At 34.0% G+C, this 13814-nt stretch carries 17 protein-coding genes and 2 tRNA genes; 4 read left to right on the top strand and 15 right to left on the bottom strand.

The features are described 5' to 3' along the window. Nucleotide 1 precedes the first annotated feature (1 nt). Nucleotides 2–817: a shikimate dehydrogenase gene (aroE, locus tag W908_RS03490; RefSeq protein WP_053819948.1), complete on the top strand. Its 816-nt coding sequence runs from the start codon at nucleotides 2–4 to the stop codon at nucleotides 815–817. Here aroE and pdxH read toward each other — a convergent pair. The 9 genes from pdxH to W908_RS03445 all read right to left on the bottom strand — a co-directional run bounded on the left by pdxH (nucleotide 795) and on the right by W908_RS03445 (nucleotide 7948). Continuing rightward, complete coding sequence (gene pdxH, locus W908_RS03485; RefSeq protein WP_053819947.1) at nucleotides 795–1436, bottom strand: pyridoxamine 5'-phosphate oxidase; 642 nt, start codon at nucleotides 1434–1436, stop codon at nucleotides 795–797. The genes aroE and pdxH overlap by 23 nt on opposite strands. A 10-nt stretch (nucleotides 1437–1446) precedes the next feature. Further along, nucleotides 1447–2661 carry a 5-demethoxyubiquinol-8 5-hydroxylase UbiM gene (ubiM, locus tag W908_RS03480; RefSeq protein WP_053819946.1) on the bottom strand — a complete coding sequence of 405 codons (1215 nt, stop codon included), beginning with the start codon at nucleotides 2659–2661 and terminating at the stop codon, nucleotides 1447–1449. 28 nt (nucleotides 2662–2689) lie between these two features. Beyond that, the gene (locus W908_RS03475; RefSeq protein WP_053819945.1) at nucleotides 2690–3319 is read right to left on the bottom strand and encodes a tetratricopeptide repeat protein; all 630 of its coding nucleotides are present in this window, start codon (nucleotides 3317–3319) and stop codon (nucleotides 2690–2692) included. Between the two features lie 63 nt (nucleotides 3320–3382). After that, nucleotides 3383–4642 carry a peptide-methionine (S)-S-oxide reductase MsrA gene (msrA, locus tag W908_RS03470; RefSeq protein WP_053819944.1) on the bottom strand — a complete coding sequence of 420 codons (1260 nt, stop codon included), beginning with the start codon at nucleotides 4640–4642 and terminating at the stop codon, nucleotides 3383–3385. Between the two features lie 260 nt (nucleotides 4643–4902). Next, nucleotides 4903–5622, bottom strand: coding sequence for a hypothetical protein (locus W908_RS03465; RefSeq protein ID WP_053819943.1), 720 nt, complete (start codon nucleotides 5620–5622; stop codon nucleotides 4903–4905). Nucleotides 5623–5728: 106 nt separating this feature from the next. After that, nucleotides 5729–5805: transfer RNA gene (locus W908_RS03460), tRNA-Val, on the bottom strand. 12 nt (nucleotides 5806–5817) lie between these two features. After that, entirely contained in the window at nucleotides 5818–6522 is a 705-nt protein-coding gene (pyrF, locus tag W908_RS03455; RefSeq protein ID WP_053819942.1) for an orotidine-5'-phosphate decarboxylase, read from the bottom strand. 45 nt (nucleotides 6523–6567) lie between these two features. Then, nucleotides 6568–7416, bottom strand: coding sequence for an SGNH/GDSL hydrolase family protein (locus W908_RS03450; protein WP_053819941.1), 849 nt, complete (start codon nucleotides 7414–7416; stop codon nucleotides 6568–6570). Between the two features lie 19 nt (nucleotides 7417–7435). Continuing rightward, the gene (locus W908_RS03445; protein ID WP_053819940.1) at nucleotides 7436–7948 is read right to left on the bottom strand and encodes a hypothetical protein; all 513 of its coding nucleotides are present in this window, start codon (nucleotides 7946–7948) and stop codon (nucleotides 7436–7438) included. Between the two features lie 140 nt (nucleotides 7949–8088). Here W908_RS03445 and W908_RS03440 point away from each other — a divergent pair, with 140 nt between their 5' ends. The 3 genes from W908_RS03440 to W908_RS03430 all read left to right on the top strand — a co-directional run bounded on the left by W908_RS03440 (nucleotide 8089) and on the right by W908_RS03430 (nucleotide 10202). After that, nucleotides 8089–8709, top strand: coding sequence for a DsbA family protein (locus W908_RS03440; protein ID WP_236849168.1), 621 nt, complete (start codon nucleotides 8089–8091; stop codon nucleotides 8707–8709). Nucleotides 8710–8743: 34 nt separating this feature from the next. Continuing rightward, nucleotides 8744–8820, top strand: a tRNA-Arg gene (locus tag W908_RS03435). Between the two features lie 185 nt (nucleotides 8821–9005). After that, nucleotides 9006–10202: a tyrosine-type recombinase/integrase gene (locus W908_RS03430; RefSeq protein ID WP_053819938.1), complete on the top strand. Its 1197-nt coding sequence runs from the start codon at nucleotides 9006–9008 to the stop codon at nucleotides 10200–10202. Here W908_RS03430 and W908_RS03425 read toward each other — a convergent pair. From W908_RS03425 to W908_RS03400, 6 genes are all read right to left on the bottom strand, one after another. Continuing rightward, nucleotides 10175–10759 carry a YagK/YfjJ domain-containing protein gene (locus W908_RS03425; RefSeq protein WP_053819937.1) on the bottom strand — a complete coding sequence of 195 codons (585 nt, stop codon included), beginning with the start codon at nucleotides 10757–10759 and terminating at the stop codon, nucleotides 10175–10177. The two genes, W908_RS03430 and W908_RS03425, sit on opposite strands and share 28 nt — an antisense overlap. A gap of 127 nt (nucleotides 10760–10886) precedes the next feature. Further along, a complete protein-coding gene (locus W908_RS03420; RefSeq protein ID WP_053819936.1) occupies nucleotides 10887–11177 on the bottom strand; it encodes a hypothetical protein in 291 nt (96 codons plus the stop codon). Next, nucleotides 11170–11367, bottom strand: a complete 198-nt coding sequence (locus W908_RS03415; RefSeq protein WP_053819935.1) for a helix-turn-helix transcriptional regulator — start codon at nucleotides 11365–11367, stop codon at nucleotides 11170–11172. The genes W908_RS03420 and W908_RS03415 overlap by 8 nt, the downstream gene beginning before the upstream one ends. A 356-nt stretch (nucleotides 11368–11723) precedes the next feature. Beyond that, nucleotides 11724–12113 carry a surface-adhesin E family protein gene (locus W908_RS03410; RefSeq protein ID WP_053819934.1) on the bottom strand — a complete coding sequence of 130 codons (390 nt, stop codon included), beginning with the start codon at nucleotides 12111–12113 and terminating at the stop codon, nucleotides 11724–11726. 16 nt (nucleotides 12114–12129) lie between these two features. Next, entirely contained in the window at nucleotides 12130–12648 is a 519-nt protein-coding gene (locus W908_RS03405) for a tetratricopeptide repeat protein (RefSeq protein WP_053819933.1), read from the bottom strand. Nucleotides 12649–12689: 41 nt separating this feature from the next. After that, entirely contained in the window at nucleotides 12690–13523 is an 834-nt protein-coding gene (locus W908_RS03400) for an SHOCT domain-containing protein (RefSeq protein WP_053819932.1), read from the bottom strand. Nucleotides 13524–13814: the final 291 nt, after the last annotated feature.

Genomic DNA, 13814 nt, shown 5'->3' with positions numbered 1-13814 from the left:
TATGCGTAAATTTGGTGTCATTGGAAACCCTGTAGATCATAGCTTATCACCTATGATTCATCATGAATTTGCAAAAGAATTTGATATTGAACTGTCTTATGAAAAAATTCTATCGCCAGTTGATGCGTTCAATTTGACAGCAGAAAAATTTATGAGTTCTGGCAGCTCTGGATTCAATATTACGCTTCCTTTTAAAATTAATGCCTATAACTTTGCAGATGACTTAACTGATGAAGCAAAAGCTGCAGGGGCGGTAAATACCATTAAGATCGATAACAACATCATTTTTGGGGAAAATACTGATGGCAAGGGTCTTGTTAATGATCTTGAAAGAAATTTAGAACAAACCCTTCGAGATAAAGAAATTTTAATTATTGGAGCTGGTGGTGCAACTCGGGGCATTCTCAAACCAATACTAGATAAAAATCCTGAGAAAATTTTATTAGCTAATCGAACTAAAGAAAAATCATTGAGATTGGCAAATGAATTTTCTGAGTATGGAAAGGTTTGTGGATTTGGTATTGATCAAATTAAATCCAAGCCTGTTAATATAGTTATTAATGCAACAAGTTCTTCCATAGATGGAACTATGCTTAATTTACCAAAAGGTCTTTGTGAGGGTGCTTTGTGCTATGACTTAATGTATGGATCTGAGACGCCTTTCATGAAATGGGCTTTAAAAGATTCAGCTCTCATCATTAGTGATGGATTAGGAATGTTGGTTGAGCAGGCTGCACTTTCATTTGAATTTTGGCTTGGTAAGAAACCTTCAACTAGGCCTGTAATCAATCTAATTAGGGAGAGAGTCGACTTATAGTCCATTCATTCTCTTGACGTTCATAAATAAATCGATCATGAAGTCGATTTGCCCTACCCTGCCAAAATTCAATACTTTGAGGCACAATCCTATACCCTCCCCAAAACTCAGGCAAAGGAATCTCACCCTTTGAAAATTTCTTTTTCATTGAAGCAAACTGTTCAATGAGCACTGACCTTGACGAAATTCTTGAAGATTGCTCAGAAGCCCATGCGCCTATCTGAGAGTCTTTAGGCCTTGAAGAGAAGTACTTAAAGGATTCTAGATTTGAGATTTTTTCAACTTTACCAATAATTTTGACTTGTCTCTCTAAAGCAAGCCATGGAAAAAGAACAGCAGCCTGTGGATTTTTTTGAATTTGTTTTGATTTTTTAGATTCGTAATTTGTAAAAAAAACAAAACCATTTTCATCAAAGTACTTAAGAAGTACAGTTCTGATTCCAATAGAATCATCCGACGTTGCAAGACTCATTGCAGTTGGCTCAATGATTTCAGCATCCATTGCTTGTGAGAACCACAATGAAAACTGCTCAACTGGACTACTTTTGAGATCTTCTCTTACAATACCACTTTGAAGGTACTCTTTTCTAAGACTACTTAAATCACCTGTTTTTGCCATAATAAGATTTTTAAAAAGGAATTAAATTGCTTTTTTTTGACTCAGTTAAATGTTTTGTAATTAATGATTTCACCGGTGGGAATCGATCTGCAAACTTTAGAACTAATTTACGAATTTGCTTCGCTTTTACGTCGTCATTTGTAAACAATGAAACTACTCCATTAGTCCCAAAATACATTAGCCTTGATAGGTGGATTTGTTTATTCTCAAATTCCCTTAAAACCGCATCAGATCCAATATCTACTCCAGATTTTAAAGCTTTAGCTATTGCACTAGCTAGAATATCTTGACCCCTAAGTCCTAAATTAAAACCATGCGCTGTAACAGGGTGCATTCCAACCGCAGCATCTCCAATAAGAGCAAAGCGAGTAGATCTGAACTTCTGAGCATAAACACCCACTAATGGGTATGAGTACCTCTCACCAATTTGTTTCATTACTCCTAAGCTACCATTAAAACCATTACTTGCAAGCTTACAAAATTTTTCTTTATCCATATTAAGCATTTCATCTGCTTCATCAGTAGGGACAGTTAAAACTACAGACGAAATATTACCATTCAGTGGCAACAGAGCTAGTGTATGCCCATAGTTAAAACACTCAAGTGCAGTTTGATCATGGTCTTTTTCATGAGAAACTCTTGTAATTATCATGACTTTGGAGAAATCTTTCATCGTAGAAGAAATGCCCATCTTACGCCTAAGTTCTGAGAATCGACTATCAGCAGCTACAACCAGTTTAGAGTGAATAACTTCTCCATTTGACAGAGTAACTTTAGTATCTGAAACATTAGTTTTAACTGATTCAACAGAAATTTCATTAATGATAGTTAAATTATCTGAAGATGATGCTTTTTTGAACAAAGCCAGTCTAATTAAATGATTGGGAACAAGATAACCGAGGGCATCAATTGAAGATTTTTTTGCAGCAAAATTTAATAATGAATCAGAATCACCATCAAAAACCTTTGCCTGCTTCAAAGGGCTGACACTAGTTTGGTCAATTAGATCCCATACACCTAACTTTTGTAAAATTTTTAATGAGTTATGAGTCAGAGCAGTCTCTCTTCCATCAGGCTTAGGATTTGAAATAGACTCCTTATCTGACTTATCGACAACTAATACTTTCAAATTTAGATCAATAAGTGAACAAGCAAAGCTAAGTCCGGCTGGACCAGCTCCAACAATTATTAAATCATAATTTTTTTTTGTACTTAATTGACTCATCTAAATCAAATATATATTAATAAAAGGATTATTGTTTTGCTTTTGAGGCTTCAATTTTCTTTAACCAATACGAACTTTTTTCAAGATCTTGATCTGTTCCACTTCCTGTTTTATACATTTCAGCAACTTTGATTTGAGATTCTAAGTTGTCTTGCCTTGCAGCATATATATAGTTTTCATATGCCATTTTATAGCTTTGCTCAACACCCTCTCCAAACTCATACATGACGCCTAAGTTATATTTAGCATCTAAATAACCTTGCTCAGAAGCTAAATTTAACCAATAGAAAGCTTTGTTTAAATCTTTTGTGACACCAGCACCTAAATAATACAGTGCGCCTAAAGTATATTGTGCCTTGGAGTCTGATTGATCTGCAGCAGTTTTTATATACTTATACCCTTTAGTATTATCTTGTTCAACACCGATGCCACCAATATACATCACCCCAAGGGCTGTCAATGCATCTAGATTTCCTGCTTTGGAGGCTAATTCAAAAGCTTTTAAAGCCTTTTCATATTCTTTCAGCTCAACCAACTGTTTGCCTCTTTCATATAGACTGTCTTCAGCATAGACAGATGTATGAAAAAATAAAGAAAAAGTTAATAAAAATAATAACTTTAGAAGAATAAATTTAAATGAAGTAGCTGTATTATCCATTGGATAGCAAATAATAATTGACAAGGAAAAACTTTAAATGAATATTTTACATTTTTTTAGATCTTATGCGTCATCACGTGGAATAAACTCTAGCACAGTTGCATTAATACAATACCTTGGCAAGCCATTGGGACCATCATTAAAGACATGTCCAAGGTGAATATCTGAACTGACTGAGCGAATCTCAGTTCGCGTCATTCCATAACTATTATCAACTACTTCATATACTTCGTTATTAACTGGCTGGGTAAAAGAAAGCCAGCCTGATTTCGAATCAAAACGGAACGCGGTATCAAATAAAGGTCTGCCTGAGAGCTTATCTACAAAAATACCTTCGGGAGTATCTTTAAATATTTCATATTGCACACAGAACCTCTTATCGGTTCCTTCATTAAAAGCTACCTTGTGAGCAGGAGAACCTACACCTAACTTAAAATCACCTAAGGCTTTGTAAAATTCCTCAGACGACATTATTCCTTGATGGGACCATACTTCTTTTCCATCTTCAACAAAAATAATTGTTGGTGTAGCCCAAGTCGGGATATCAATATCAAATCCCTTGAGAGCTGATGCAGGAGTTGACCTAAGCGGAATAGTTCCTTGATAGCTGGAGGTCACTTTTCTTTCAAACTCTAAGCAAAAAAGACACGTACCCTCTACCTCTGGGCCAATAACAATTATTTCATTACCTCCAAGTGGCATTATTTCTTGTCCAAAATCTTCATTTGAAGCAAGTTCGATAAACTTAACACCAGTAGAATGATCAGGGCAATAACCATTTGGGTTTCGTAAGAGGTAATCCTGATGATAATTTTCTGCAGGCCAAAACTTCTCTAATAAAGCCATTTCAGTAACAATATCACCATAACCTTTGGCATTCAATAATTTTTGGTATGCTTTGCCTGTATCTAAAGCAATGTTTTTTTGATCTTCATTGGTCCAATAGATTGCAGATCGATAATTATTGCCCACATCATTGCCTTGCCTATTAAATTGAGTAGGATCATGAATTTCCCAAAAATTCTTTACCAAATCTTCTGTGGAAACTTGACTAGAGTCATAGACAACTTTAACAGTTTCAGTATGATTAATTAAAGTATCTTTTTCTTTAACTTTTTCTTCATCAGATAGGCCAATGTTTTTTAATACAGACAAAAAACCTTCACTTTGAATCCTTCTATTTTTGAGGACATCTTCATAAGTGGGATCTTCATAACTACCCCCAGAATAACCCGAAACAACATCAATTACCCCCTCAATACTTTCAAAGTTTTTTTCAACCCCCCAAAAACAACCAGCTGCAAAGAAAATTTCTAAAATCACATCAAATCCAAAATCAAATCAAAAAAATTATTGTACACCCTACTTATGAATTTTTTGTGTTGAATAGATGAAGAATAAACACCCTAAAAAGATCTTATATTACCAAATTACCAATTGCTTGAGTGAATGCATTATTAGTTTAAGCTTCTCAAACCTTATTGCTATTTTGAACTAGGCTTTAAAAAAAAGATTGTTAAAAATAGCCAAGTCAAACAAGACTTTAGCTATCAAAAAAAATGAAAAAGGTATTTCAAAAAAACCTATTTAGCTACTTGAAGATAGCCCATAAGGTAGGCTTTTGAAACTTTAATTTTATTAGATTTCCGTTTTGCATTAAGACGTATTGTAAAACCTTTATTGATACTTTCTTTTAAGAAGTTATCTGTTAATTTTAAAGTCATTTCTTCTGTGAATTCACAACCCGAGGCTATACAATTTGTTCCTTTTGATGAAGTTACTATAAGTTCTTGAGCAAGAGACGTTGCACCCTCACATCGCATCCATTCATCACATAAATTTGCTGAAAGATAAGCTCTTTTATTTAACGAATTATGCTCTATGCTTATATTAAGTTTGTGTTGCAATAATCCATTTTCATTTCTAGAGCTAGTTAAGAAGTGAGTTTGAATTTCCACATCACTCTCAAGAACCCCTTTCTTGACTAAATTTATTTCTTTAGGCCCTACAAAACTTGAATTATTTCCAGAAATTGAGACCATTTCTGCATATTTGGCTGATTGAACTATATCAACCTGTTCCTGAATTTTTTCATCTCGAGCGTTAGTTAATTGAAGGGTAACCACTGAAATCATATGCTTACTAGGAAGTTTATTTGCCTCTTTTAGATTTTCTTCGTGAGACAAACCCATAGATAGAATTCGTTGAGTTTCTTCTGTAGAAGTTGAAACAGCTTCTAACTCTAGGGATGAGCAACCAAAAACTGCCAAGGAGAAAAGTAATATTAGGAGACGTTTTTTCATAATTACAACTATATTATTTAATAAATGGATTATATCTGATAAAACTTCAATTAAATCTGTCAGTAATAAATTAAAACATTAACAAGTGATTATATTAATAAGTAGATGGTAGTCGCGGGCAGATTCGAACTGCCGACTTCCACCATGTCAAGGTGACACTCTAACCAACTGAGTTACGCGACTAAGAAATCGAAATTATACTGATTCAAATGTTCTTTTGATAATCTTTTGAATATTACTTGCTGCTTCATACCGATTTTTAGCGTTCTTGATTGGCCTTCCAACTACAATATAGTCTGAACCACTATCAAATGCTGTAGCAACATCCACAACTCGTTTTTGATCATCATTATTTGCTACTGGTCTAATGCCAGGTGTGACACAAATCAATTTGTTATCAACAAATTCTCTAATAAATGGAACTTCTAAGCCAGAAGAAACTATCCCATCACAGCCTGCTTCAAATGCTCTTTTGGCTCTAGAGATCACTAAATCTTGAACATCACAAGAGAACCCTAAATCATCTAAATCTCCACGATCTAAACTCGTTAAAGCAGTAACAGCAAGAATTTTCAAGTTATTTTTGTTCTCAGATGCTTTTTCCATTAAAGTTTGATTACCATGAATTGTTGCAAAGGTTGCCCCATAGTCACTTAATCTTGCAATTGTCCTTCCAACTGTCTCAGGAACATCAAAAAACTTTAAATCTACAAAAACTTTTTTATCTTTCTTTATTAACCAGTCTAGCAACTCAAAATACTTTCCAGTCATCAACATTTCCATACCAATTTTATAAAAATTGACACTATCATCAAGCTCAGAGACAATATCCTTAGCTTCAGACACTTCTGGAACATCAAGAGCAAAAATTAAACGATCTTCAAGCTTAATATCTTTCACGTCAATAAAGGGTATAAAAAGGTAATTAATTATACGTTAAAAAAATTATTTCTTTGAGATTGCATTTTTAATAACCTTAAATACAATATTTGCAGCACGCTCGCCCAAATGAATTTGGTCAAAAAGTAACCACTGTCTCTTTGATCTTGCAATCTTATCCCAAGGCTGTTTAAAAATATAATGATGCATTACACCCCCATAGATTCTTCTCATCAATGGAATTGAATTTGGATTATAGTCATTGATGCATGAAAACTCTCTAAGGGCTAAATCACTCCAAAGACTTTCAGAGACTGGCAATATAGATAAATATCTCTCTTGAGCAGTTTTTCTAATAAAGTCATTAAACTTATTAACATGCTGGTTAACTTGCGAGTCTTTTATTTCTCCTATAGGAGGAAGAGTGCACAAAAAAACTTTATCGACACTAATGAGTTTATCCAGAAGTTCCAGGAATAGTTTTTGATAACTCTGAAATGAAGGAATATCTAGAAGGTTATTATTTCTTTTATAACGCTTTCCAGAATTAGAATTAAAAGAGGCCATAGCATCGTTACTTCCAATCATCAAAATGATAACATCTGGATTGCTCTTTAATATTGGCTCAAGTCTTTGGTGCACCTGCCAAACAACATCACCATTAATTCCTTCATTTAAAAATATGTCTAAGGGAAATTCTTTTCTTAATTTATCAACCCAGCTAACCCCTATATTTCCGTGAGTTAATGAATCACCAATGCATGCAACAATTCTTTGATTTTTTTCTGATTTATTTTTTAAATAGTCAATAGCTCTTCCTTGGGGAGGCAAGGAAATAATTCTAGAGACATAAAAAAAAACTGCCACAACAAGAGTTGCAGCAGCTATGATGACTATTAGGATAGGAATAGCCATTAAAATATGTTTCTATATTTTAATCTAATCCATCGACTGTAACTTCGACCTTGATTACGTCATCATAAGGTCTTCTTTTACTAGAGAATGAAACTTCAGAGCCATTGTAATCAACAGTAACTTTATAGTGACTTAATCTTTTTTCAATTTTCTGTCTGACTTTTTTCTCACAGACTTCTTGGCTGACGATAGTTTGTTTACCGTTTCCTGCAGCTTTTTCAGCATCATTTGCGATAGAGGCACCCATTAATATTCCTGCAAGTGTCATGATGTCGTTGCCATCACCTTTACCAAGTTTATTTCCAATTGCCCCACCAATTACACCACCAATAATCTCGTTAGTAGCACTTCCATCACCATTATTCTGAACCGTCTCTTTTATGTAGCATTCTTGGTAAGGCTCCTCAACTCTAACCTGTTTATAAACCTTGTCAACTGATACAACAGAGGCAGAATCAATAAAGGATCCAGCAAATGACATTTGTGTTAATGATGCAAAGAAAACAACTAATAAACTTTTTAAAATTTTCATAATAATGCTCCTATGAGTATTTATTTAATAATTCTACAGATTTCTTGATATTCAATTGTGTTTAATAAGTGAAGATTGAAATAGTAAAATAAAACCTTCAAACCCAACACTATAATTATATACTTTTTTAATTTCCTACTTTGAAATTCGCTAAAAACACTCTTTATTATATTCATGACCCAATGTGTTCATGGTGTTGGGCTTTTAAACCGACATGGCAAAAAATTTTAACTAACCTGCCACAAAATTTAATTGTTGAGTATTTACTAGGTGGTTTAGCTCCAGATAATGATATCCCAATGTCTTTAGAGACACGAAAACTTGTAATGGATAATTGGAGAAGAGTTCAAGATACAGTGCCTACAACAGAATTTAATTATGATTTTTGGCGCTTGAATACACCAAAAAGATCTACCTACATTTCATGCAGAGCAGTTATAAGTGCACGAATACAAAATCCTAAATTTGAAAGAGCTATGATTGAAGAAATTCAATATGCCTATTATTTAAAGGCTCAGAATCCATCAGAAGAGATGGTTTTATTTGACCTTGCAGATAATGTTGGTCTCAATGTTCAAGCATTCAAAAAAGACCTTAATTCTCCAAGAGTAAATAATTACTTAAAAAAAGAAATTGAGTTTTCAATGACGATGCCAATAAATGGATTCCCATCATTGGTACTATCAAAAAATGACACTCTCACTCAAATTAGAATTAACTACATAAATGCTAATTTTAATATTAATCAAATTATTGCTTGAATTAATAAAGATAACTAGCAATAATATACATCCTGCCTTGGTAGCTCAGCTGGATAGAGCACTCGCCTCCTAAGCGAGGGGTCGTAGGTTCAAATCCTGCCCAGGGCGCCATACATTTTTAATAGTAATCCTTATACAATAACCTTTAATTAATTTAAGTGCTTTATTGTAAGGGTTTATGCTATTTCAATACTATCTACTTAAATCTAATAACATCTACTAACATCTAGATTATTTGTGTATATAATTGTGTATATATACTTAAATTTGTAATATTATTACTTTTTATATACACAATGTTACTAACCACTAAAGCAATCGAGAATGCCAAGAAACGGGATAAGCAATACTTCCTTATAGATGGTGAAGGTTTGCGCCTAGCCATTAACCCAACTGGCTCCAAGGTATTCCAACACAGGATTAGATGGAAATTAAATGGCAAATGGAAAGAAGTAGTTAGAACTCTTGGCTCATTTCCTGGTCACTCTCTAAAAGAAGCCAGAGATTGGAGGGATAGAAATAATGATTTCAAGGCTAAAGGTACCCTTCCTCCAAAGAAATACGATGCTATTAACCAAGTTAATGATGATGTCATTACCTTCAAAGAGGTATATGAGATGTGGCTTAATAAGCAGAGGAATGGCTGGAAAGAATCTCATGCCATAGGTGTTCAGCAAAAAGCTGAAAAATATCTATTGCCTCCTCTTTCTAATCTACCTATTGACTCTATTGAAACCAAAATGCTTATAGATTTGTTGTTAATAATAGATGAGGAAGGTAAATTTGAAACAAGGGAGAAGGTTCAAAGCATAGTCACAAGAATAATAAGCCATGCAGTTGGTCTTCAACTTACTAGAACAAACCCTGCTAGAGAAATATCATCAGATATCTTTACAAAGAGAAAAGACCAACAGAACTTCAGTCATGTTTCTAGTCCGAAAGACATAAAACTTGTATTGACTATGCTCAAACAAGTGGTTGGCTCAACTCAAGTAATAACTGCACTAAATTTAGCACCTCATGTTTTTCTTAGACCTGGAGAATTAGTTGGGCTAAGATGGTCAGAAATCGATTGGGATGATGAATTGATAAGAATACCTGCTGAAAGAATGAAGATTGATAACAAGCCTCATATTGTGCCAATGAGCAAACATGTTATAAAAGTATTAACTAAGCTAAAAGATTCAAATATCGATTCCACACTATGCTTTCCATCACCATTAAAAAATGGTCGACCAATAAGCACCAACTCCATCCTCAAAGCTATGAGACAAGTTGGAGTTGATAAAGATTTAACTACTGTGCATGGATTCAGGCATATGGCGGTTACCAGCCTTAATGAAAAAGGTTATAACGCAGATGCTATTGAGTTACAGGTAGCTCATCAAATTAGAGGTGTCAGAGGTGTTTACAACCATGCAAAGTATTTAGAAGAAAGAAAACCAATGATGGAAGATTGGAGCAATTACCTAGATAATCTACTGACAGAATAGTTCTTAGCTTGAATATCCTTGTAACCTGTGCCTCTAGTTTTGCCAAGATAAGACAATCTATAAATTGCTTCACCTCTCGTTTGTTTAAAGTTACTTTTACTTTTATCAAGATAGTAGAAACAATCATCTGGAATCCAACAACGCCCATGCTTAAACCATTTAGCTTTGATTTGTCTTAGTAATTTTGAAGGGTATTGAATCTTATTCCCATCAATAAATAAAGCTACATGGTAATGTTGTGCTTTAGATGTTTCTCGTTCTCTCTTCCAAGCATGACCAATGTTTTTAACGCCATATGTTTTAAACATCCTTTGCTTTTGACGATTGATAAAGGTTGAGATAGCATGATTATCGCCAGAGTATTCATTCAGACTTAAATCAAACCTTACCACCAAGACTCTTTTGTGAATCGCTAGACAAGTATCTAACTGTTCAACTATCTTTTCAATAATGTTTGGGTAAACGCCTTTGGTTTCCGATGAGTTAATAAATAGCTCCTCCTCCTTGTAGTTGTAGAAGCAGTAATTATGCTCCTTCATTCTGCTTTTAGTTAGCATAGTAATTCCTCTATAAGATAATATGAAATACCGTTAACTAACACTCACCCCCAAGCACTACTTTTTTTAACTAATTCAATAGACTTAGGGGTTTGTATTTAGTCAAGATTAAGTGTGTGGAAACCGTTTATCTTGTAGAGTCATCTTTGCTAACAACCTTCTCTATATAGTGTGCTAGTTTCCTCGCAGAATCCTCGATTAGAGAGGAATACGAGGGGGTAGCAGACGAGTTCTTCAACAAGTCAACATCACCTTTAACTAGAAACATTCTTAGCTTGTAACCCACTATGAAGTTAGCCAATAGTTTTAGGTTTGGAAAGTAATGAAGTATCTCTTTTTTGCCTACATTCTTTTCTCTTAATATCCAGTTATGTTTATCAGAATCGATAGAGAATTTATCATCAATATAACTAGCCATGATTAACCTCCATCTCTCTTTCTTCAATCTTGGATTTGAACCAAGAATCGATATCTGACTGTAACCAACCAGAACCACGCTTGCCTATTTTGATAGGTTTAGGTAGGTAACCTTGCTTGACTAAATTGTAGACTTGCGACTTACATACATTGAGAAGTTCAGCGACTTCATTTAACTTTAATATTTTCATTTATCATCTCCTAGAATAGGATTGAATGTCTGAATTACAGACGAAAAGGATTTACGCTATGGTTTGCGTTTGCGATAAATGTTATCCATGTTGCCAATTTAAGTAGGCTAGGACATTTTGGGGCAAGTAAAAGAACTTTACTCACAAGATTGGGGCTGACTAGAGGTATCCCTTTCTATGCTAATATTTTAACATCTAATATAGAATATAAATAAGTAGATGTGTCTAGTAAGGACTAATAAATTCACACTAAATATAAAAATTAACTCTTTATCAAAAACTGATTCATCAGGTGCAGATGGGAGTGGCGAGGCTTTATAAACTGCTCTTTCTATTGAGTTCTTAAATGTTCTTACTCACCCATCTTGATTCAGATAATTACATACATAATTTGTGGTGACTCCAAGAAGAGACCCAGGAGCAGGATAATCCCACTCAGGCGGCGGATTATATGTTTCGCTCTCTCCCTTACCCATAGGTTGTTTATAAAAAATCATAGATAAAGTTTTTACTCTACCTACTTCACATTCCCCTTGCAAATATCTTGATGCACTCATGTCACCATCTTCTGTAGGTATAAGATAGTCAAGCATTACCCAGTAATAAACATAACCACCATGTTCCTTAACTGTATCTATTTCATAATAAGCGACATACCCTGCAGTGCTTTCTCCAACCCTAAACCACTCAGCGTGAGAATTAAATGAGAGCAATAAAGAGAAGAGCAGTACTAGTAGTTTTTTCATCGTAAGATTTTAGTGATTAATACTTCCAAAGTTCAAAATGATTCCAAACATCTTCAGCATATGGGTCGTTGTTGTCATAAGCTAATTTAGTCCAATATGCGGCTTTTTTTAAAGATTTTAGTGTACCTAAACCTTCGGCATACATAAGTCCTAAAAAGTACTGAGCCTCGGCATATCCTTGTTCCGCAGCTTTATTAAACCAACTAAAAGCTTTTTTATAATCTAGGGGAGCGGTATCTCCATTGAAATATATTACACCTAAATTATTTTGAGCACCAATATGTCCTTGTTCAGCTGCTTTAGTGTACCAATCTACCGCTTTCTTATCATTCTTAACTACACCTTTGCCGTGTTCATACATCCAACCTAAACTAGTTTGAGCACCATCATGTCCTTGCTCAGCAAGTGGTAACCATTCTTTATAGGCGGTAATATAATCTCCATTATTAAAGGCTGTATTTCCATCATTAAAGTCTGCATAAACAGAACTTATAAAGCCAATAGAGAGTAATAAGAGTAGAAAGAGTCTTTTCATAATAGAGTCATGTTCAGTTGATTAGGAATAGTTTTTTAATATTACATATTGTCGATTACCTTTTGCTTCATTTTTTTGAACTCTTCCTCATTAATAATCCCTGAATCTAGAAGTTCTTTTATCTTTTTAAGTTCTTCAATATAATCCATCGACTCTTCAACTATATTACAACTATTGCCATCTTTTGTGAAGCCAGTGTTGCATTTCCATCCTGAGCTAGTTGCAGTAGCATTCGCAGGGACGACTTGACAACTAGTGCCAATTTTTGTATAGCCGTAGTTACACTTCCAACTTGAACCAGATAAGGATGCATTTTTTGGTATATATATCTTATTACATTTACTGCCAACTTTTTTATAGCCAGTGTTACATGCCCAACTAGAGCCAGAAGAATGAGCATTTGTGGGAATTACAGTTTCTTTTATACATCTATCTCTACTTTTTTTATAACCAGATTTACACTTCCAGCTATTTCCAGATTTATAGGCATTTATAGGTATCGATATAGTAGTTAGTTTTTTATACAATTCAATATCAGCAATTTTATTGTTTACAAATAGGACTTGGCAATTTGAAGAGCCAAATTCTTTTTTACATTTAGCCAGAATATCTTGTTTTGCTAGAAGCCAACTTGGATAACTCCAACCCATATAGCTTCCGCCAATAGCTTTTCCATTATTTAAAACATCGATTACAAAGACTTTATTAACTGGCTTAGAAAGATAAAACTGCCTGTAGTAAATATCCAATGATTCATCACAATCTGCAATTTTACAAATATCTTCTACAGTCTTTCCACTAATAATTTTAGGCACCTCAGCATAAGAATTAAATGAGAGCAGGAGAGAGAAGAGCAGTAGTAGTATTTTTTTCATACTAGGATTATAAGTCAACTTGGACTAAAGTCCAAATTTCGTTTCATCTGAGAGGGAGAGTTTATATTTGTATAGATTATAAGAATAGGCTCCTACCCCATAGGGTTGAAGTCTGTATATATATGCGAGGGATAGTGGTAATATATATAGTTAAATCAACAAGTTAGATATTAATTAGTTATTATCTAATTAATTATCTACCAATTTCATTTGTGTATATATTTGTGTATATAATTTTATATAATAAATTGTAAATGCTTTATTATAGGGGGATATATACTTTAGTTCAAA

Source organism: Candidatus Pseudothioglobus singularis PS1 (assembly GCF_001281385.1).
Classification (GTDB): domain Bacteria; phylum Pseudomonadota; class Gammaproteobacteria; order PS1; family Pseudothioglobaceae; genus Pseudothioglobus; species Pseudothioglobus singularis.
Note: the sequence above shows the minus strand (reverse complement) of the source record. Positions and strands in the feature narration are given on the sequence as shown.